Genomic DNA, 20,836 nt, shown 5'->3' with positions numbered 1-20,836 from the left:
ATCAAATATTTGGCTTGCTTTCAAAAAAATCCGCATCTGCGAATCAGAAGCACAACTTTACAAAAAAGCTGATTACTGTTAATATAATACTGGATTCTTAGGGTTTAAAAATATTTGAAATGAGGATTTTATAAATGAAAAAAGGTCATCTGATAAAATCGGTCGATCCGGGCTCGATTGCGGAGGAAATGGAGCTGGAGCCGGGGGACGTCCTTCTGACGATCGATGGAGATGAGATAGAGGATATTTTTGATTATGAATATAAGATAAACAGTGAGGAGATTACGCTGCTGGTCCGCAAGAAGAACGGCGAGGAGTGGGAACTGGATATCGTAAATGAGTATCAGGATCTGGGGATTACCTTTGAAAATGGTCTGATGAGCGATTATCGTTCCTGCAGGAATAAGTGCATCTTCTGTTTCATCGACCAGATGCCGCCGGGCATGCGTGAGACACTGTATTTTAAGGACGATGATTCCAGACTTTCGTTCCTGCAGGGCAACTATATCACGCTGACGAATATGAAGGATAAGGATATTGAGCGGATTATCCGGTTTAAGCTGGCGCCGATCAATATTTCAGTGCAGACGACGAATCCGGAGCTGCGCTGCAAGATGCTTCATAACCGCTTTGCCGGTGAGGCACTCCAGAAAATCGACCGCCTGTATGAGGCGGATATCCCGATGAACGGTCAGATCGTTTTATGCCGGGGCGTCAATGACGGGGCGGAGTTAGATCGTTCGATCCGTGACCTGACGAAATACATTCCGGCGATGCAGAGTGTTTCGGTTGTGCCGGTCGGTCTCTCGAAGTACCGCGATGGTCTGTATCCGCTTGAGCCGTTTACACCGGAGCAGCTGGGCGATACCATTGATTTGATAGAGAAATGGCAGAAGAAGATCTATGCGGAACATGGTATTCACTTCATTCACGCCAGCGATGAATTTTATATGGGCGCCGGGCGCCCGCTTCCGGAAGCGGATCGCTATGATGGCTATATCCAGCTGGAAAATGGGGTCGGCATGATTCGCCTGATGGAGGAGGAGATAGCCGAGGCGCTGGAGCAGCTGCATCCGGGAGAGGCTGGCGAGGTGTGCCCGGAGGAGATTTCGATTGCAACGGGACGGCTGGCTGCCCCGTATATTGAGCAGTATGTAGAGCGCGTGTGCCGCCAGTTCCCGGGGAAAAAGGTACATGTATATGCGATCCGCAATGACTTCTTTGGTGAGCGGATCACGGTGGCGGGGCTGATCACGGCAAAGGATCTGATTGCACAGTTAAAGGAACAGCCGCTCGGCAGCCGCCTGCTGCTTCCAAGCGCCATGTTCCGAAGCGGCGAGGAGACATTTCTGGATGATCTGACCCGCACGGATGTACAAAATGCTTTACAAGTTCCGGTGGATATTGTAAAATCAAGCGGACGCGATTTTGTGGAAGCAATTCTGGCTCCTGTGAAGGAGGAAAGCTCCAGGCATGGCGAGTATGAGCGGATCCGGAGGAATTTGTCGCTCAGATGGATGATAACTGGCAGGAAGAAGATCTGGATGGCGTACAGGTGTACGCATATGAGCCGGAAGACTTGGACGAGGATGCTCCGGATGAAGTCGTTTGTTTTGAAGAGGAAGACTCAGATCGGGAGGATGAGAAAGAAACGTGATGGCTGGAAATACAGTGGAAAACGTGCTTTCGGACACACAGAAAGAAAGCGTCTGGATGTGAAATGCATCACAATGAATGAAACAAGTAACTGGACAATAAAAATAGCAGCTGTGGATTTACAAACCAGCTGCGGAGCATGAAAATAAATGGAGGCATAAATATGAAAAAGAAACCGGTGGTGGCGGTCGTTGGACGTCCAAACGTGGGAAAATCCACCCTTTTCAACGTCCTTGCGGGCGATATGATTTCGATTGTAAAAGATACTCCAGGTGTAACGCGTGACCGTATTTACGCGGACTGTACCTGGTTAGACCATTCTTTTACCCTGATCGATACTGGCGGTATCGAGCCGGATACGAAGGATATTATCCTGTCCCAGATGCGTGAGCAGGCGGAGATCGCGATCGCGACGGCGGATGTGATCCTGTTTATCGTAGATGTGCGTCAGGGCATGACCGATTCGGATTCCAAGGTGGCGGATATGCTGCGTAAATCGAGAAAACCGGTTGTTCTGGCGGTCAATAAAGTAGACAATCCGGCGAAATTTGGCAATGACGTCTATGAGTTCTACAACCTCGGTATCGGTGATCCGGTAGCGATCTCGGCAGCCTCCCGTCTGGGACTGGGCGATCTGCTGGATGAAGTCGTGGCACATTTCCCGGAGGGAAGCGGCGACGAGGAAGAGGATGACCGTCCGAGAGTGGCGATTGTCGGAAAACCAAACGTAGGTAAATCTTCTATTATAAATAAGCTTCTGGGCGAGAACCGCGTCATTGTATCGGATATCGCCGGTACGACCCGCGATGCGGTCGATACAGAGATCGTCCGCAACGGTACCGAGTATGTCTTTATCGATACGGCAGGTCTGCGCCGCAAGAGCAAGATTAAGGAGGAGCTGGAGCGCTACAGCATCATCCGTACCGTAACGGCGGTTGAGAGAGCTGATGTGGTTCTGATGGTCATCGACGCGAAAGAGGGAGTAACCGAGCAGGATGCAAAGATTGCCGGTATCGCACATGAGCGCGGAAAAGGTATTATCATCGTGGTAAATAAATGGGATGCGATCGATAAGACCGATAAGACTATTTATGAGTACACCAATAAGATTAAGACCGTTCTGTCCTTTATTCCGTATGCGGAGTTCGTCTTCGTATCCGCACTGACCGGACAGCGTATGAATAAGCTGTTTGAGATGATCGACATGGTGCGCGAAAATCAGACACTGCGTATTGCAACCGGCGTTCTCAATGAGATCCTGGCAGAGGCAGTGGCACTGCAGCAGCCGCCGTCTGACAAGGGCAAGCGTTTAAAGCTCTACTATATGACACAGGTAGCGGTCAAACCGCCGACATTCGTTGTGTTTGTCAATGATAAGGAACTGATGCATTTCTCATATACACGGTATCTCGAGAACAAGATCCGTGACGCATTCGGATTCAAGGGAACTTCCTTAAAATTCCTGATCCGCGAGAGAAAGGGGAAGGATCAATAATGGAACGTCTCATCTGTATTGTGATTGGCTATATCTTTGGTCTGATCCAGTCCGGCTATCTGTATGGAAAGGCGAATCATATGGATATCCGCCAGTACGGCAGCGGAAATGCCGGTTCTACGAACGTCCTGCGTGTGATGGGAAAGAAAGCGGGCGCGATCGTATTTTTAGGGGACTTTTTCAAGGCGGTGTTTGCAATGGCAGTCTGCCGTCTGCTGTTTAAGGGAAATGCGGACGTGGATCTTCTTGCATTGTATGCGGGTCTGGGAGTCACACTCGGTCACAATTTCCCGTTTTACCTGAAATTCAAGGGCGGCAAGGGAATTGCCTGCATGGCGGGCATCATGACAGCGATGGATCTGCGGATTACGCTGACCTGTTTCGTGATTTTCTCCGTGACGGTGTTCCTGACCCGCTATGTATCGCTTGGTTCGATTCTTGTGTCGCTCACCTTTTTTGCAGAGCTTGTGATCTTTGAGAGCATGGGTTCCTACCGGGTAAGCACGCCGAACCGCATCCAGTTCTATGCACTGGGCGCGATTCTGATGTGCATGGCGATCTGGCGCCATCGGAGCAATATTGGGCGTCTGTTGTCCGGCGCAGAAAACAAACTGGGCGCGAAGAAATCATGAAAGAAGTTTAACAACACTTTACATAGTTGCCATAAGGTAATTGTTCACAGGTAGGCACTTTTGGAACCGAAAGTGCCGTAAGAAAACGTGGTGGCAGCAGGAATTTGCCGTATTGAAATGCGAGCCACGGCAAATTCTGTTACTGGGCACGTATGCGTGAACAGTAACGTCATAAGTAACGGGAATGTATAAAAATTTCCAAAAAACATTGACCTGTAGAGAGAAGAAGAGAGAAAAGCAGGTCGGGAGGTATCAGGATGGCAGCAGTAGGAATTATCGGAGCCGGAACCTGGGGCACAGCCCTGGCGGTGCTTCTGAACAATAATGGACACGATGTGACAATCTGGTCGGCATTTGATACAGAGATCCAGGAAATGAGCCGCACCAGACGGCACAAAAATCTGCCGGAGGTTGTACTTCCGGATCAGATCCAGATGACAGCGGATCTGCGCACCGCGATGGCGGAGAAGGATATGCTGATTATGGCGGTTCCGTCCGTCTATGTCCGCAGTACGGCGGCGAAGATGAAGGAATACCTGCGTTACGGTCAGATTGTTGTGGATGTAGCGAAAGGAATCGAGGAGCAGAGTCTTATGACGATGTCACAGGTCATCGAGGAGGAACTTCCGCTGGCGGAGGTAGCCGTCCTTTCCGGACCGAGCCATGCCGAGGAGGTGAGCCGGGGATTGCCGACCACCTGTGTGGCAGCGGCGCACCGCAAAAAGACTGCCGAGTTCATGCAGAGTGTGTTTATGAGCCCGGTGTTCCGTGTTTACACCAGCCCGGATATGCTGGGCGTGGAAATTGGCGCGGCTCTTAAAAATGTCATTGCGCTGGCAGCCGGTACCGCGGATGGGTTGGGATGCGGCGATAACACAAAGGCGGCGCTGATCACCCGCGGAATTGCGGAGATTTCCCGTCTGGGTATCGTAATGGGCGGAAAACAGCAGACCTTCTACGGACTGTCCGGTATTGGTGATTTGATCGTAACCTGTGCGAGCATGCACAGCCGCAACCGCCGGGCGGGTATCTTGATTGGAAAGGGATACACGATGGATGAGGCGATGAAGGAAGTGCAGATGGTTGTCGAGGGCGTTTATTCTGCGAAAGCCGGTCTTCTGCTGGCACAGAAATACGGCTGCGATATGCCGATCGTTTCCCAGGTCAACCAGGTGTTGTTTGACGGGAAATCTCCGAAAGAGGCGCTGGCGGATCTGATGATGCGCGATCCGCGGATTGAATCGAGCGATCTTCCATGGAAGGGATAATTCAGACGGCAGTCATTGTTCTGAATTTGAGTGATATAATTCGGAATAATAGCAATGAGATCTACTATGTTTTTCTGGAAAATGCAGGTGTCCACGTCAGGTGGACAAAAGCTTATAAAAGTGTTTGCTATAACCTGTAAGAATACTTAATATAACTACGAGATCTGGAAAAGAGAGAATTTAGCGAAAAAAAAACGAAAATCCGCTAAATTCCCTCTTTTTTAAGTGGTTTTTGTATTGACAATTAGAGGGGTAAAATTTATAATTGCCTCATTCAAATAGTTGTTGTATTCCATTGCAGCATAGAATTGGAGGAGAATATTATGAAAAAAAGAGTAGTTAGTCTTGGGCTTGCAGCTATGATGGCGATGTCTATGACCGCTTGCGGCGGTTCTGGAAATGCGGGCACTTCTGAATCAGCAGCAGAAGATGCACAGGGCGCAGAGGGAGCTGACGGCGAAGTATTTAAAATCGGCGGCATCGGACCGATCACCGGCGCGGCTGGCGCTTACGGCGAGGCTGTAAAGAATGGTACTGAGCTGGCAATCAATGAGATCAACGAGGCTGGCGGTATCAATGGTTACCAGGTAGCGTTCAACTTCCAGGATGATGAGAATGATCCGGAGAAGGCGATCAACGCATACAATACCTTAAAAGACTGGAATATGCAGATGCTTCTTGGCACCGTTACTTCCAAGCCGTGTATCGCAGTTGTAGCAGAGACAGCAGCAGATAACCTGTTCCAGCTGACTCCGTCCGGATCTGCTGTTGAGAGTATTTCCGGCGACAACGCATTCCGCGTATGCTATTCTGACCCGGATCAGGGACGTGCATCCGCTCAGTACATCGGCGAGCACAAACTGGCAACCAAGATCGCTATCATCTACGACAGCTCCAGCGAATACTCCGATGGTATCCGCGAGTCCTTCGTAGCAGAGGCTCCGAATCAGGGTCTGGAGGTAGTAGCCAGCGAGGCATTTACATCTGATAACAATACCGATTTCTCCGTACAGCTTGACAAAGCAAAAGAGTCTGGCGCTGATCTGGTATTCCTGCCGATCTACTATCAGGAGGCATCTGTTATCCTGAAACAGGCAAACGATAAAGATTTCCACCCGCAGTTCTTCGGCTGTGATGGTATGGACGGTATCCTGAGCGTTGATGGCTTTGATGAGTCCTTAGCAGAAGGTTTGATGCTTCTGACTCCGTTCTCCGTAGACGAGGAGTCCAGCCAGGACTTCGTAACTGCTTACCGTGATGCTTACGGCATCGACCCGCTTCAGTTCGCAGCAGATGCTTACGACGGCGTATATGCAATTAAGGCAGCTGCAGAGAAGGCAGAGATCACACCGGATATGAGCACTTCCGATATCTGCGATGCACTGAAAACAGCTATGACTGAGATCCAGATCGATGGTCTGACCGGTACAGAGATGCACTGGACGGCAGAAGGCGAGCCGCAGAAAGCGCCGAAAGCTGTAGAGATCAAAGACGGCAAATATGAGATGATGCAGTAATTAAAAATTTAAAAACTGCAGAACCGTTGCGGCTATATGTATGTAGCTCTGATGGGACTGTTACTGGATGTCCGGCGGCACAGATGGCTGCCGGGCATTTAGTAACAGCTTTCTTTTTAAAACGGTTCACTGCACATGCTTGCCTGCGACGGCAACCAGGTGTTTGCTTTTTTGCAGACTGCGCGACGGTCATACTTGTTCTGCTAAATTCGGTCACAGGTAAACATGTGCAGCGAAATGCGTGTACAGGGAAATGCGAAAACGTAGAAACAAAGAGGTAGGTGTATACATATGAGTTTTCTTTCTTATTTAATCAATGGCATCAGTCTGGGAAGTGTCTATGCGATCATTGCACTGGGCTACACCATGGTTTATGGCATCGCGCGCATGCTGAACTTCGCACACGGCGATATCATCATGGTAGGCGGTTTCACAGTGTTTACGATTGTCACAACGATGGGCGGTTCTCCGGTTGTGGGTATTCTGGCTTCGGTGGTTGTGTGTACAGTGCTGGGCGTTACGATCGAGCGAGTTGCATACAGACCGCTGCGTGGTGCGTCCCCGCTGGCAGTTCTGATCACTGCGATCGGTGTCAGTTATCTGCTTCAGAACGTGGCGCTTCTGATTTTTGGTTCCAATGCGAGACAGTTTACATCGGTTATTACTGTACCGGCATTAAAGCTGGCTGGCGGCAAGCTTTCGATCTCCAGTGTCACGATCGTGACGATTTTAAGCTGTATCGTGATTATGGCTGCCCTGATGACGTTTATCAATAAGACGAAAATGGGTCAGGCGATGCTGGCGGTTTCTGAGGACCGCGGTGCGGCAACCTTGATGGGTATCAATGTAAACCGCACGATCTCCGTAACCTTTGCGATTGGTTCCGCCCTGGCGGCAGTAGCAGGCGTGCTGCTCTGCTCGGCGTACCCGTCCCTGTCTCCGTACACCGGTTCCATGCCAGGTATCAAGGCATTCGTGGCAGCAGTATTTGGCGGTATCGGTTCGATTCCGGGCGCATTTATCGGCGGTATCCTGCTTGGTATCATTGAAAACCTTGCCAAGGCGTATATTTCCTCCCAGCTTTCTGACGCGATCGTATTCTCTGTCCTGATTATCGTGCTTCTGGTCCGCCCAACCGGTATTCTCGGCAAGAAGATGACGGAGAAAGTATAATAGAGAAAATTATACGATGGTTCATGCCGGGGACTTTTGAAACGGAAAGTGCTGTGTGAAAACAAGATGGTGCATGAACTGCAATAAGCAAGAGAAAGAGCAGGTGTTTAAAATGAACGCATATAAAAATAAAATTCGGATTCAGAATGCGATCACGTATGCAATTGTAATTGGCTGTTACATTCTGATTCAGATTATGATGGCAGGCGGCCATGTAAACAGTCTTTTAAAGGGTATTCTGGTTCCACTTTGTACCTATACGATTTTGGCGGTTTCCTTAAACCTCACGGTTGGTATCCTCGGCGAGCTGAGCCTGGGTCATGCCGGATTCATGTGTGCGGGCGCGTTTTCAGGTGCATTTTTTAATCATGCCATGAAAAATGTGATCGCAAGCAACCAGGTACGTTTCATTCTGGCGCTCTTTGTCGGTGCGGCGGTAGCGGCGGTATTTGGTATCCTCATCGGTATTCCGGTTCTGCGTCTGAAAGGCGACTATCTGGCGATTGTAACGTTGGCATTCGGTGAGATCGTTAAAAATATTATCAATGTTCTGTACGTCGGCATCGACGGAAACGGAATCCACGTTTCCATGAAAGATGTAGCTTCCTTAAAGCTGGCAGCGGACGGTCAGGTGATCATCAAGGGTGCACAGGGTATCACAGGTACACCGAAGACGGCGACCTTTACGATCGGCATTATCCTGGTACTCCTGACCCTGTTTATTGTATTGAATATCATCAATTCCCGGACAGGCCGTGCGATCATGGCGATCCGCGATAACCGTATTGCGGCAGAGTCTGTGGGTATCAATATCACGAAATACAAACTGATGGCATTTACCATCTCTGCTTCCTTAGCCGGTGTGGCAGGCGTTCTGTACGCACACAACCTGGCGACGCTGGCAGCGACCCCGAAAAGCTTCGGTTATAATATGTCCATTATGATCCTTGTATTTGTGGTTCTGGGCGGCATCGGAAATATCCGTGGTTCCATGATCGCGGCGGTTATCTTAACCCTGCTTCCGGAGATGCTTCGAAGCCTCAATAATTACCGTATGCTGATTTACGCGGTCGTCCTGATTGCAATGATGCTTTTGACCTCCAGCCCGAAGGCGATCGAGGTTCGCGAGCGCATCTTTTCATCATTCCGGAAAAAGAAGACAGAAGGGGAGGCGTAAATCATGGCAATGCTGGATGTAAAAAATTTAAGTATTTCTTTTGGCGGTCTGAAAGCGGTCGATGATTTCAGCATCACGATAGAAAAAGGACAGCTCTACGGCCTGATCGGACCGAACGGCGCTGGTAAAACGACTATTTTCAACCTTTTGACGGGCGTGTATAAGCCGGATGGCGGACGGATTCTGCTGGATGGAAAGGACATTACCGGTCACAAGGCAATCCAGATCAATCAGGCAGGCATCGCGAGAACCTTCCAGAATATCCGTCTGTTCAAGGAGCTGAGCGTGCTTGACAATGTAAAGGTTGGTCTTCACAACCATCATAAATATTCTACGCTGAGCGGCATTCTGCGTCTTCCGTCCTATTACAAGGTTGAGAAAGAGATGGATGAGCGCGCGATGGAGCTTTTGAAGGTATTTGACCTCGACAAAGAGTTTGATTATAAGGCATCGAACCTCCCATACGGCAAGCAGAGAAAGCTGGAGATCGCCAGAGCGCTGGCGACCGAGCCGAAGCTTCTGCTTCTTGACGAGCCGGCAGCCGGCATGAACCCGAATGAGACGGCAGAGCTGATGAAGACGATCCGTTTCGTGCGCGATCATTTTGATATGACCGTACTTCTCATTGAGCATGATATGAAGCTGGTCTCCGGTATCTGCGAGCGCCTGACGGTCTTAAACTTCGGTCATATGCTGGCAGAGGGACCGACCAGCGAGGTGCTCAGCAATCCAGAAGTTATCAAAGCATATCTGGGAGAATAGGGGGAAGTTTCGTATGTCAATGCTGGAAGTAAAAGATTTACAGGTATATTATGGTGTGATACAGGCACTCAAGGGAATTTCCTTTGAGGTAGAACAGGGCGATGTGGTAGCGCTGATCGGTGCCAACGGAGCCGGAAAGACGACGACGCTTCACACGATCACGGGTCTGCTGCCGTCCAAGGCAGGCAATATCACATTTGAAGGAAGGGATATTACCCATGTACCGGGCTATAAGCTGGTATCAATGGGAATCGCCCACGTGCCGGAGGGGCGCCGTGTGTTCGCTTCCCTGACGGTTCTCCAGAACCTGAAAATGGGTGCGTATACGAGAAATGACAAGAAGGAAATTGAAGATACGATCGAAATGATTTACAAGCGTTTCCCGCGTCTGAAAGAGCGCAAGAACCAGCTTGCCGGAACTTTGTCCGGCGGCGAGCAGCAGATGCTTGCGATGGGACGCGCCCTCATGAGCCACCCGCGCTTGATCGTTCTCGACGAGCCGTCGATGGGTCTGTCCCCACTCTATGTTAATGAGATTTTCGATATTATCCAGGAAATCAACAAGGACGGAGTGACCGTTCTTCTGGTCGAGCAGAATGCGAAAAAAGCGCTCTCCATTTCCAATAAAGCATATGTGCTTGAGACGGGCAATATCGTTCTGAGCGGTGATGCGAAAGAACTGATGAATAATGAGAGAGTAAAGAAGGCTTATCTGAGCGAATAAAAATGTTCTGTGAGCCGGAGCTTTCCAAATGGGAATATTCATAACCCCCTTATGGTCTGAATACATTGTATCAGCAGACCAAGGGGGTATTTTTATGGATCATTTTAATGTATACAGCGATATCCAGGCGCGAACCGGCGGCGAGATCTATATTGGGGTGGTTGGTCCGGTTCGGACAGGGAAATCGACCTTTATTAAGCGCTTTATGGAACTTCTCGTCCTTCCGGGGCTGGAAGATGTCCATGCCCGCGAGCGCGCCCGGGATGAACTTCCCCAGTCTTCGGCGGGGAAAACGATCATGACAACGGAACCGAAATTTATCCCTAAAGAGGCGGCAAAGCTCTCGCTTGGGGACGGTGTGGAGGTGCGGGTCCGCCTGATCGACTGCGTCGGTTTCATGGTGGAGGGCGCTGCCGGTCATATTGAAAACGAGAAAGAACGCATGGTGCGGACGCCGTGGTATGAGGAGGAGATCCCATTTACAGCGGCAGCCGAGCTGGGAACGCGCAAGGTCATCACGGATCATTCGACGATCGGGCTTGTGGTTACGGCGGACGGCAGTTTCGGGGAGTGAAACGGGAGAATTATGTTCCGGCGGAAGAGAAGACCGTGCAGGAACTGAAAAAACTGGGAAAGCCGTTTCTGGTGCTTTTAAACTCGCAGAAACCATATTCGGAGGAGACGCGGGCGCTGGCAGCCGGATGACCGAAAAATATGAGGTGCAGGTGCTCCCAGTCAACTGTGAGCAGCTGCGCGCCGAGGATATCCGGGAGATTCTGGGGCAGGTGCTTCTGGAATTCCCGGTCACGGAGATCGATTTTTCGATTCCGAAATGGCTGGAGATTCTGCCAAACAGTCATTGGCTTAAATCGGAGGTCATACAGGCAGTCTGGGGGATGATGGATCGGACGGTACATATGCGCGATGTGGCGTTGGCGCTGCCGGAGGAAACCGGGGAAGCGATCCGTCGGATCCGGATTGTATCAATGAAAATGGATGATGGCAGCGTTCAGGCGGTGGTCGAGCTGGACGACGGGCATTATTATCAGATCCTCAGCGAGTATGTGGGAATGCCGATCGAGGGCGAGTACCAGCTGATGCAGACCTTGAAGCGGTTGGCGTCGATGCAGAGCGAGTATGAAAAGGCATCCGTGGCGCTCACGCAGGCGCGCAAGAAGGGCTATGGGGTTGTCACGCCGGAACGCGGGGAGATCGTCCTCGATGAGCCGCAGGTGGTGCGCCACGGCAATAAATATGGAGTCAAAATGAAAGCGCAGGCGCCGTCCATCAATCTCATCAAGCGCAGATTGAGACTGAGATCGCGCCGATTGTGGGAAATGAACAGCAGGCAGAGGATTTGATCCGATACATCCGGGAGAATGCTGGAAAAGGTGAGGAAGGCATCTGGGAAACCAATATTTTTGGAAAATCAATCGCTCAGATCGTCGATGACGGGATTCAGGCGAAGATCTCCCAGCTCACTGAGGACTGCCAGGTGAAGCTGCAGGATACGCTGCAGAAAATCATCAATGACAGCAATGGGGGGATGATCTGTATTATTATATAATAGAATAGGTCTGGCTCTTGTTGGGAAAATGGTGCGTTGTCTGGAATGGGAATGTGGGACAGATAAGGTGATTTTATGAAAATTTTATCGAAACTTTATCGGGGAAATTGCAAAATTGTCAGAAATCAGTTATAATGAAGCTAATAGCAAAAACATTTTCCGCAAGGGGTATGCGGAAACATAAACGACAGAACAGGGGGCTGATTTTATGAGGCTTACATTTATCGGTGCGGATCATGAGGTTACAGGCAGCTGTCATTTCCTGGAGGCAAGCGGACTGAATATTCTGATTGACTGCGGTATGGAACAGGGGATCAACAAGTATGAAAATGCAGAACTTCCGATTCCGTATTCGGATGTGGACTATGTGCTGGTGACGCACGCCCATATTGATCATGTGGGATTGCTTCCGCTTATCTATGCGAGGGGATTCCGCGGACAGATTATGGCGACGCGCGCGACCTGCGATCTGTGTGATATCATGCTGAAAGACTGCGCCCATATCCAAGAGTCAGAAGCGGAGTGGAAAAACCGGAAGGCCATGCGTGCCGGAAAACCGGAGGTGACGCCGATTTACACGATGAACGATGCGGAAGGGGTACTGCATCACTTTGTCCCCTGCAATTACAATGAGATTATCCGTCTGAATGACAATCTGGAGATTCGGTTTGTCGATGTGGGACATCTGCTTGGTTCGGCTTCGATCGAGATCTGGATGAAGGAAGACGATTGTTCCAAGAAGATTGTATTTTCAGGTGATATCGGTAACAAAAACAAGCCGCTCATCCGCAGCCCGCAGTACATCCGTCAGGCGGATTATGTTGTCATGGAGAGCACTTACGGCGGTCGGTTCCACAAGAATACAGGCGATCACGTGGAAGAATTTGCCCGCGTGATTCAGGAGACGCTGGATAAGGGCGGCAATGTCGTGATCCCGGCATTTGCGGTCGGCAGAACGCAGGAAGTGTTGAATTACATCCGTATTATCAAGGAGAAGAACCTTGTAACCGGGCACGGCGTATTTCCGGTTTACTTAGACAGCCCGATGGCGGTGGAAGCGACCGGCGTGTTCAAGGACAATATGATGGATTGCTACAATGAAGAGACGAAGGAGCTGGTAAAAAAGGGCATCAATCCGATTTCTTTCCCGGGTCTGCATCTCTCGATCACCAGCAGCGATTCCGTTGCAATCAACTTCAACGAGGAACCGAAGGTTATCATCTCGGCAGCCGGCATGTGTGATGCGGGCCGTATCCGCCATCATCTGAAACACAACCTCTGGAGACCGGAGTGTACGATTTTGTTTGCTGGCTATCAGGCAGTCGGCACACTGGGACGCAGCATTATTGAGGGACGCGAGGAAGTGAAGCTGTTCGGTGAGTCGATCGAGGTCAAAGCACGGATCGAGAAGATCGAGGGCATCAGCGGCCATGCGGACGAGACCGGGCTTTTGGAGTGGGTTGGCAGTTTTATGGAAAAACCGTCCCAGGTCTTCGTGGTACACGGCGATGACACAGTGTGCGATGCATTTGCAGAGACGGTCAAGGAGACTTACGGCATCAATGCGATGGCTCCGTTCTCCGGCAGTTCCTACGACCTGAAAGAGGGATGCTTCGTGACTGTTACGAAGGGTATTCCGATTCAGAAACCGGCAGTGAACGAAGCAACGAAGAAAGCGGCTGGTGTATTTGCCCGCCTGCTGGCAGCCTGCGACCGCCTGCGCCGTGTTGTTATGCATAACGAGGGCGGGGCGAACAAAGATTTGGCACGTTTTGCCGACCAGATCAACTCGCTCTGCGATAAGTGGGACCGCTAAGCTTCAATAATAGACATAAAGGAGATTTCTGACTTGAAAGTAACTATATACACAGACGGCGCCGCCCGCGGCAATCCAGATGGTCCGGGCGGATTTGGAACCGTCATTCACTATGTAGATCCGGCAGGAAAACTGCACACGAAAGAGATTTCCGGCGGCTACAAACGAACTACGAACAACCGTATGGAGCTGATGGCAGCTATCGCCGGTCTCGAGGCGCTCAACCGCCCCTGCGAGATCGAACTCTATTCAGATTCCCAGTATCTCGTCAACGCTTTTAACCAGCACTGGATCGAGGGTTGGATCAAAAAGGGCTGGAAACGCGGCAAAAATGAGGAGGTTAAGAATGTAGATCTATGGAAGCGCCTGCTCGCTGCCAAGGAACCCCATCAGATTTCGTTTTTCTGGGTGAAGGGGCATAATGGGCATCCGGAGAATGAGAGATGTGACTTTTTGGCTACTTCGGCGGCGGATGGGGACGAGCTGATGGTGGATCCGGGGGTATAGCTCGTTATTGTTCACACATGTGTGCCCAGTAACAGGATTTTGCCGATGCTTCGCATTCCAAATCGGCAAAATCTGCATTCGGAACTGTATTGTACGGAATTTTCAGTTCAGAAAATTCCTACCTGTGAGCAGTTACTATAACAACCCTTACGATATGTTACATCTTTCGATCATCTATTTTCAAACCGTCTTAAATGTGCTATTTTAAAATTATCAAGTGAACAGGAATAGCAAAGGCGGTTGAGAGTAATTTGAAAAATAAAGGAATGATCGCTGCCCTCGGTCTGATTCTGGTGCTGGGGATTGTGACGACGGCGGCAACGCGGCGTTATATCCGGGAGCAGGCGGGAAGTGAGAGAAGCCTGACGGTCGGACCGGAGGCGATGTATGAGGCGGAACCATTTGCGGCGGAAGCAGCGGAAAATGGTCTGGCGGAGGATGCGCCGGAGCCATCTTCTAAAAAAATGGCGCATGCGGAAAGCGTGGGGACAGAAGATAGAGCCTGTATGCAGGCGGAAGGAGATGTTTCTGTCCAGTCTTTAGGTGAACAAAAGGAAAAACGTGCAGATAATCGGGCGGCTGCTAAGGCGGCAGAGAAGCAGAGCGCGGGCGATGAGTCGGATCATTCTGTGAATACAGGGGCGGTTGTGTCCCCGGTTGAAAATGGAATTGTATCTCCTGCGCGAGGCGCGTCCTCCGGGACAGGTGCAGGCTCGGACCGGACAGCGGAAGATTACCGGAACCGGCTGGGTGAGATCGAGAATACGATTCAAAACCTGGAAAATTCGGGAAGTGCGAATACGACCGACGCGATGCGGGAGGCGGTCGCGTATGAGTACCGGCTCTGGGATGCCGAATTAAATCAGATTTATCAGGCAATCATGGCGGTGCTTCCAGACGAGGAGACAGACACGCTGCGTGGTCTGGAACGCAGATGGATCCGGGAACGTGATACGGCGGCGAAACAGGCGGCGGAGCGCTACAAGGGCGGCACGATGGAAAATGTCGAGTACACGGCGTCGCTGGCAAATTCGACGCGGGATCGGGCGTATGAGCTTTTGGATTTGTATGAATCGTATCTTCCGGCAGAGTAGTGAAAAAATTAGAAAATGGGACTTTTGCGGCATATAGAATTGCGGTAAGGGTCCCATTTTTGCACACTTTTTGTACACTTTTTGTACCGATAAACCTCTTGCGAAATGTAAATTCCTATGATAGGATATAAAGAATGAGGAAAATTTTACTTAAATAGAAGTAACTATAGGAGGAAGCAACGTGAAAAAATACGGTGTGAACGAACTTAGAAAGATGTTCTTAGACTTTTTTGAGAGCAAGGGACATCTGGCAATGAAGAGTTTCTCTCTGGTTCCGCATAATGATAACAGCCTTCTGCTTATCAACTCTGGTATGGCTCCGTTAAAGCCATATTTTACGGGTCAGGAGATTCCGCCGAGAACAAGAGTATGTACCTGTCAGAAATGTATTCGTACCGGCGATATCGAGAATATCGGTAAGACTGCCCGTCATGGTACCTTTTTTGAGATGCTTGGCAACTTCTCCTTCGGTGATTATTTCAAAGAGGAAGCGATTCACTGGTCCTGGGAATTTTTAACCGAGGTTGTCGGACTTGATCCGGATCGCCTCTATCCGTCTGTGTTCGAGAGCGATGACGAGGCATTTGATATCTGGAACAAAGAGATGGGTATTCCGGCAGAGCGTATTTTCCGCTTTGGCAGAGAGGATAACTTCTGGGAGCATGGCGCTGGTCCGTGCGGTCCGTGTTCTGAGATCTACTATGACCGCGGTGAGAAATACGGCTGCGGCAAACCGGGATGTACGGTAGGCTGCGAGTGTGACCGTTACATGGAGGTATGGAACAATGTATTCTCCCAGTTTAACAACGACGGTCACGGCAACTACACCGAGCTGGAGCACAAGAACATTGATACCGGAATGGGTCTGGAGCGTCTGGCAGTGATCGTACAGGATGTAGATTCCTTGTTTACGGTTGATACCAACAAAGCTCTGTTAGACCGTGTCTGCGAGCTGGCACATACCGAATATCAGAAAGATCATGAGACCGATATTTCTCTGCGTATTGTAGCGGATCATATCAAGTCCTGCACCTTCATGATTTCCGATGGCATTATGCCATCCAACGAGGGACGCGGATATGTTCTGCGCCGCCTTCTGCGCCGTGCAGCACGCCATGGCAAAAAACTTGGCATCGAGGGTGAGTTCTTAGCAGCTCTGTCCCGCACCGTTATCGACCTTTCCAAGGATGGTTATCCGGAACTGGAAGAGAAGAGCGCGATGATTTTCAAGGTTCTTTCGGAGGAAGAGGATAAGTTCAACAGGACCATTGATCAGGGTCTTGCGATCCTTGCTGATATGGAAGAAGATATGAACAAGAAGGGCGAAAAAGTGCTGTCCGGCGACAACGCATTCAAGCTCTACGATACGTATGGATTCCCGATCGACTTAACCCGTGAGATTCTCGAGGAAAAGAGCCTCGGTATCGATGAGGACGGCTTCAACGCAGCGATGAAACGCCAGAAAGAACAGGCGAGAGCGGCGAGAAAGACGACTAACTATATGGGCGCGGATGTTACGGTATACCAGTCCATCGATCCGGCTATTACAACTGAGTTTATCGGCTATGATCGTCTGACAGCGGAATCCGAGATTTCCGTTCTGACGACCGAGGATGAGATTGTAGAGGCACTGACTGACGGTCAGACTGGTACAATTATTACCAAGGAAACCCCGTTCTACGGAACCATGGGTGGCCAGGAGGGTGACTTCGGTCAGATTACCGCTCCGGACGGCTCTGTGTTTGAAGTAAAAGATACCATTCATTTACAGGGTGGCAAGATCGGTCATGTCGGTGTTGTAGTAAAGGGTATGTTCGAGGTGGGAGAAAAAGTAACCATGTCGGTTGACAAGGAAAACCGTGAACTGACTTCCCGCAACCATTCCGCAACCCATCTGCTTCATAAAGCGCTGCGTACCGTACTTGGTAGCCATGTAGAGCAGGCTGGTTCCCTGGTAACCCGTGACCGTCTGCGTTTCGACTTTACTCATTTCTCTGCGATGACTCCAGAGGAGATAGAGAAGGTTGAAAAGATTGTAAATGATGAGATTGCAGCATCCCTGCCGGTTGTAACCGATGTTATGTCCTTGGATGAGGCAAAGAAGACGGGCGCGATGGCACTGTTTGGCGAGAAGTACGGCGAGAAAGTCCGTGTTGTTAAGATGGGGGATTTCTCCACCGAGCTTTGCGGCGGTACACACGTATCCAACACAGGCACAATTGCATCCTTCAAGATTCTCTCTGAGGCTGGTATTGCAGCAGGCGTCCGCCGTATCGAGGCGCTGACCTCCACCGGTTTGATGAACCACTACAAAGAGGTAGAGAATGAGCTGCATGAGGCGGCGAAACTGGCAAAGACCACTCCGGCGGCACTGAGCAGCAAGATTGAGTCCATGTTAGAGGAGATCAAGACTCTGCACGCAGAGAACGAGAAGTTAAAAAGTAAGCTGGCGAACGACTCTCTGGGCGATGTTATGAACCAGGTACAGGATGTAAACGGCGTGAAGCTGCTGGCAGTTGAGGTTAAGGATGTAGACATGAACGGTCTGCGTAATCTGGGCGATCAGCTGAAAGAGAAGCTGGGCGACGGCGTTGTTCTGATTGCATCTACTCTGGATGGCAAGGTAAGCCTGATGGCTTCTGTAACTGACGGTGCGATGAAGAAGGGTGCACATGCTGGAAACTTAATCAAAGCAATCGCAGGTCTTGTCGGCGGCGGCGGCGGTGGCCGTCCGAACATGGCACAGGCTGGCGGAAAGAATCCGTCTGGTATTGCAGCAGCCCTTGAAAAAGCGGCAGAAGTAGTAGCAGAGCAAGTAAAATAAAAAAAATCATAAAAAAAATGTAAAATGTTGTTGACGTATCATTTTATGATATAATCTTTTTAGTGCTAAAAAAATACCCATACAGTTGTATTAATATGCACTTATTACACAACTGGAGGGAGGTTAGGTGTGAGCTATGTCAAATGTAATCGTTAAAGATAACGAGAGTCTGGACAGCGCTTTACGCAGATTCAAAAGAAACTGTGCTAAGGCTGGTATCCAGCAGGAGATTCGGAAAAGAGAGCATTACGAGAAACCGAGCGTTCGTCGTAAAAAGAAATCCGAAGCTGCTAGAAAACGCAAATACAATTAAGTAACGCAAAAGTCCTGGTTTTCATATGAACCAGGACTTTTTTGTGCAATAGGAGAAAGAGAAGAAATGCGATGTGGCGGATGATGGAGTGAGGGGCATGAGAGAGAAGCAGGAAAATGAGAGACGGGGAAAGGGATTGAAACAATATATTGCGGATCGGCGCCTGGCAGCAGTCAGCCTTGTGCTGGGTGTTTTGATGGGGCTGATGATTCTTCTGGGAATCCGTTACAGCCGCAATGAGCTGATTTACCGGACGGCGGGTCAGTTTTTGGGACAGTTGGCGGGCTGGGTGGTGTGTATGACGGTGATGGTCTGGGCGATTTGTGTGGGACTGGATGCTTTGGGGCGTGGCTGGCCTGAGATACGGGATTTTCAGTTCGGAAAATTCCTGCCTGTGAACAGTTACCAGAAATGGACGCAAGCACGGAGGGGGAAAGACTGCGAAGACCAGGGAAGCAGCCGCGATGTGGAAAGCCAGGGATGGGAATCGAAACAGCGCGCAGCGAAAAATTCGGATTTGGGGACATGGCTGAAATGGATGTTTCTCTCCTGGTGCGTCTATCTTCCTGTTTTTCTGGCGGTTTATCCGGGCATTTATTCTTACGATGCGTCCGCGCAGCTCCTTCAGTTTTATGGAAAACTGCCGCTGACAACCCACCATCCATTAATTCACACGCTATATCTGGGACTCTGCATGAAGATTGCGGGGCGTCTGTTCCATACCTATCAGGCAGGGATGGCGCTGTATGCGCTGTCGCAGTCGTTTTTTATGAGTGCGGTATTTTCCCTGTGTCTGTGCCGGATGAAAGCGCGGCGGGCACCGCGATGGCTCTGCGTTGCTTCGTGGACGTTCTGGATCCTGAATCCGTATCTGACGGTCTTTTCCTTTGTCACGACGAAGGATGTGCTCTTTGGCGCATTTTTCCTGCTGGCATTTGATACGGCATGTTGTCTGGCGGAGGATCCGGAGCATTTTTGGCGGGGAATGTGCCAGAAGAAAGAGGATTTGGATAAAGAAAGAGAGCTGGATAAAGAGAAAAATCCGAACGGAACAGGTTCTCGGAAAGAAGTGGGAAAGTCGGGTGATTGGCTGCTCTTTTTTGTGAGTGTGTTTTTCATGTGCCTGTTCCGAAATCAGGGAATCTATGTGTTCCTGTTTTTTGTTTTGGCAGTCTGCCTGTTTTTACGAAAAAAAGTGTATCGCAGAAACTGGTTTATCGGGGCATCTCTGCTGGTGGCAGCTTTATGGTATGTTTTATCCGGTCCGATTCCAACGGCGTTCGGCGTGGGAAAGGGCGATGCGAGGGAGATGCTGTGCGTGCCGATGCAGCAGCTGGCGCGCATGTATCATGAAGTTCCGGAGAAATTGACGCCGGAGGAAAAGGAATATATCGAGACGCTGATTGACCCGCAGGCGCTCAGCGAGTATGTCCGTGTCAATGCGGATCCAGTGAAAAATGGATCCATACGGAAGTGATGCAGGCAGATATAGGACGCTTCGTTCGTACCTGGGCGGAAATCGGGAAGCGCCATCCGGGTATTTATCTGGATTCATTTCTGATGGGGAACTGGGGGTACTGGTATATGGGAGACAGCCAGTACTGGATCAGCTATATTTTATACGATGGGGCATACTTGGAAGGTAATTTAAATATCCTGCATATCACGCGTAACAGCCATTTTCAGGCGCTTTCGGACTGGTTGAGGGAGGCGACACTGACACCCGCATTCCAGTCGGTTCCGGTGCTGTCGGTGCTTCTCAATCAGGCATTTCCGTTCTGGCTGATGCTGTTTGCGGCAGGATTTGCAGTCTGGAAGCACCGGGCGTATGAGATCATTCCGCTGATGCTTCTGCTAGGCTGCTGGGGAACACTTCTGCTGGGACCGGTGGTTTCCCTGCGGTATGCATTGCCGTTGATTTACTGTGTGCCGCGGATGCTGGAAATGATAGTGGGTTTGACGGGAAAATAGTAAACGGCATAGTTTCTGCTTTCCTACATATATTAGATAATAACAATGAAATAGGCGGTAGGCGCTTGTTTGGCAGACAGAAAAAAGCGATCGTTTCGGCGCTCCATCTGCCGGAGGACGTCGTTCTCGGAGAGATGCTTCTGTATTTACCGGCAGTCGGGCGGCTGTGGTGGAAAATTACAGGAGCATTCTCTTTTTTTCCGACGAAATGCTGCGGCTGACGGGAAAGAACACCCGGCTTACTATCAAGGGGAAGGGGCTTTCGATTGAGTATTATGACCGCGATAATCTGCGGGTCACGGGGCAGATTGTGTCTGTCGAATTTGGGGTGCTGTGAGGA

17 protein-coding genes and 1 pseudogene are annotated in these 20,836 nt (G+C 50.2%); all 18 read left to right on the top strand.

Annotated features, from left to right (window positions below; genetic code table 11):
- Positions 1-134: 134 nt before the first annotated feature.
- Positions 135-1,799 (top strand): DUF512 domain-containing protein, encoded by a 1,665-nt coding sequence (locus DWZ16_RS08205; protein ID WP_412694308.1) that lies wholly within the window; start codon positions 135-137, stop codon positions 1,797-1,799.
- Between the two features lie 20 nt (positions 1,800-1,819).
- Positions 1,820-3,151, top strand: coding sequence for a ribosome biogenesis GTPase Der (gene der / locus DWZ16_RS08200; protein WP_118481766.1), 1,332 nt, complete (start codon positions 1,820-1,822; stop codon positions 3,149-3,151).
- Positions 3,151-3,783, top strand: a complete 633-nt coding sequence (plsY, locus tag DWZ16_RS08195) for a glycerol-3-phosphate 1-O-acyltransferase PlsY (protein ID WP_118481767.1) — start codon at positions 3,151-3,153, stop codon at positions 3,781-3,783. Before der ends, plsY begins: the two co-directional genes overlap by 1 nt.
- Before the next feature lie 257 nt (positions 3,784-4,040).
- Positions 4,041-5,051 carry an NAD(P)H-dependent glycerol-3-phosphate dehydrogenase gene (locus tag DWZ16_RS08190; RefSeq protein WP_118481768.1) on the top strand — a complete coding sequence of 337 codons (1,011 nt, stop codon included), beginning with the start codon at positions 4,041-4,043 and terminating at the stop codon, positions 5,049-5,051.
- A 323-nt stretch (positions 5,052-5,374) separates the two neighbouring features.
- On the top strand, positions 5,375-6,568 hold the full coding sequence (locus DWZ16_RS08185; RefSeq protein ID WP_118481769.1) for an ABC transporter substrate-binding protein: 1,194 nt from the start codon (positions 5,375-5,377) through the stop codon (positions 6,566-6,568).
- A gap of 291 nt (positions 6,569-6,859) precedes the next feature.
- Positions 6,860-7,741 carry a branched-chain amino acid ABC transporter permease gene (locus DWZ16_RS08180; RefSeq protein ID WP_118481770.1) on the top strand — a complete coding sequence of 294 codons (882 nt, stop codon included), beginning with the start codon at positions 6,860-6,862 and terminating at the stop codon, positions 7,739-7,741.
- 112 nt (positions 7,742-7,853) lie between these two features.
- The gene (locus DWZ16_RS08175) at positions 7,854-8,918 is read left to right on the top strand and encodes a branched-chain amino acid ABC transporter permease (RefSeq protein WP_118481771.1); all 1,065 of its coding nucleotides are present in this window, start codon (positions 7,854-7,856) and stop codon (positions 8,916-8,918) included.
- A gap of 3 nt (positions 8,919-8,921) precedes the next feature.
- Positions 8,922-9,680 carry an ABC transporter ATP-binding protein gene (locus DWZ16_RS08170; RefSeq protein ID WP_022359705.1) on the top strand — a complete coding sequence of 253 codons (759 nt, stop codon included), beginning with the start codon at positions 8,922-8,924 and terminating at the stop codon, positions 9,678-9,680.
- Positions 9,681-9,693: 13 nt separating this feature from the next.
- Entirely contained in the window at positions 9,694-10,404 is a 711-nt protein-coding gene (locus DWZ16_RS08165) for an ABC transporter ATP-binding protein (protein ID WP_118481772.1), read from the top strand.
- A gap of 94 nt (positions 10,405-10,498) precedes the next feature.
- Positions 10,499-11,971, top strand: a pseudogene (spoIVA, locus tag DWZ16_RS08160) (stage IV sporulation protein A).
- Between the two features lie 208 nt (positions 11,972-12,179).
- Positions 12,180-13,787 carry an MBL fold metallo-hydrolase RNA specificity domain-containing protein gene (locus DWZ16_RS08155; protein WP_106999831.1) on the top strand — a complete coding sequence of 536 codons (1,608 nt, stop codon included), beginning with the start codon at positions 12,180-12,182 and terminating at the stop codon, positions 13,785-13,787.
- Positions 13,788-13,820: 33 nt separating this feature from the next.
- Positions 13,821-14,294 (top strand): ribonuclease HI, encoded by a 474-nt coding sequence (gene rnhA / locus DWZ16_RS08150; RefSeq protein ID WP_022359619.1) that lies wholly within the window; start codon positions 13,821-13,823, stop codon positions 14,292-14,294.
- 251 nt (positions 14,295-14,545) lie between these two features.
- Complete coding sequence (locus DWZ16_RS08145; RefSeq protein WP_118472309.1) at positions 14,546-15,388, top strand: lysozyme inhibitor LprI family protein; 843 nt, start codon at positions 14,546-14,548, stop codon at positions 15,386-15,388.
- Between the two features lie 214 nt (positions 15,389-15,602).
- Complete coding sequence (alaS, locus tag DWZ16_RS08140; RefSeq protein ID WP_227589512.1) at positions 15,603-18,212, top strand: alanine--tRNA ligase; 2,610 nt, start codon at positions 15,603-15,605, stop codon at positions 18,210-18,212.
- Positions 18,213-18,348: 136 nt separating this feature from the next.
- Positions 18,349-18,525 carry a 30S ribosomal protein S21 gene (rpsU, locus tag DWZ16_RS08135; RefSeq protein ID WP_003504099.1) on the top strand — a complete coding sequence of 59 codons (177 nt, stop codon included), beginning with the start codon at positions 18,349-18,351 and terminating at the stop codon, positions 18,523-18,525.
- A 97-nt stretch (positions 18,526-18,622) separates the two neighbouring features.
- Positions 18,623-20,002, top strand: coding sequence for a DUF6020 family protein (locus DWZ16_RS16740; RefSeq protein WP_118522589.1), 1,380 nt, complete (start codon positions 18,623-18,625; stop codon positions 20,000-20,002).
- Positions 20,002-20,496, top strand: a complete 495-nt coding sequence (locus DWZ16_RS16735; protein WP_118522588.1) for a DUF6020 family protein — start codon at positions 20,002-20,004, stop codon at positions 20,494-20,496. Before DWZ16_RS16740 ends, DWZ16_RS16735 begins: the two co-directional genes overlap by 1 nt.
- Before the next feature lie 169 nt (positions 20,497-20,665).
- Complete coding sequence (locus DWZ16_RS16105) at positions 20,666-20,833, top strand: YabP/YqfC family sporulation protein (protein WP_243015178.1); 168 nt, start codon at positions 20,666-20,668, stop codon at positions 20,831-20,833.
- Positions 20,834-20,836 lie beyond the last annotated feature (3 nt).

Source organism: Clostridium sp. AF29-8BH (genome assembly GCF_003478145.1).
In the GTDB taxonomy this organism is placed as follows: Bacteria; Bacillota; Clostridia; order Lachnospirales; family Lachnospiraceae; genus Otoolea; species Otoolea fessa.
Note: the sequence above shows the minus strand (reverse complement) of the source record. Positions and strands in the feature narration are given on the sequence as shown.

Bases quoted from the DNA above. Each gene is read 5' to 3' on its own strand.
- DWZ16_RS08180 (WP_118481770.1), top strand. From the start codon at position 6,860: ATGAGTTTTCTTTCTTATTTAATCAATGGCATCAGTCTGGGAAGTGTC.
- DWZ16_RS08190 (WP_118481768.1), top strand. From the start codon at position 4,041: ATGGCAGCAGTAGGAATTATCGGAGCCGGAACCTGGGGCACAGCCCTG.
- DWZ16_RS16740 (WP_118522589.1), top strand. From the start codon at position 18,623: ATGAGAGAGAAGCAGGAAAATGAGAGACGGGGAAAGGGATTGAAACAA.
- der (WP_118481766.1), top strand. From the start codon at position 1,820: ATGAAAAAGAAACCGGTGGTGGCGGTCGTTGGACGTCCAAACGTGGGA.
- DWZ16_RS08185 (WP_118481769.1), top strand. From the start codon at position 5,375: ATGAAAAAAAGAGTAGTTAGTCTTGGGCTTGCAGCTATGATGGCGATG.
- DWZ16_RS08205 (WP_412694308.1), top strand. From the start codon at position 135: ATGAAAAAAGGTCATCTGATAAAATCGGTCGATCCGGGCTCGATTGCG.
- alaS (WP_227589512.1), top strand. From the start codon at position 15,603: ATGTTCTTAGACTTTTTTGAGAGCAAGGGACATCTGGCAATGAAGAGT.
- DWZ16_RS08175 (WP_118481771.1), top strand. From the start codon at position 7,854: ATGAACGCATATAAAAATAAAATTCGGATTCAGAATGCGATCACGTAT.
- DWZ16_RS08165 (WP_118481772.1), top strand. From the start codon at position 9,694: ATGTCAATGCTGGAAGTAAAAGATTTACAGGTATATTATGGTGTGATA.
- DWZ16_RS08155 (WP_106999831.1), top strand. From the start codon at position 12,180: ATGAGGCTTACATTTATCGGTGCGGATCATGAGGTTACAGGCAGCTGT.
- plsY (WP_118481767.1), top strand. From the start codon at position 3,151: ATGGAACGTCTCATCTGTATTGTGATTGGCTATATCTTTGGTCTGATC.
- rpsU (WP_003504099.1), top strand. From the start codon at position 18,349: ATGTCAAATGTAATCGTTAAAGATAACGAGAGTCTGGACAGCGCTTTA.
- DWZ16_RS16735 (WP_118522588.1), top strand. From the start codon at position 20,002: ATGCAGGCAGATATAGGACGCTTCGTTCGTACCTGGGCGGAAATCGGG.
- DWZ16_RS08170 (WP_022359705.1), top strand. From the start codon at position 8,922: ATGGCAATGCTGGATGTAAAAAATTTAAGTATTTCTTTTGGCGGTCTG.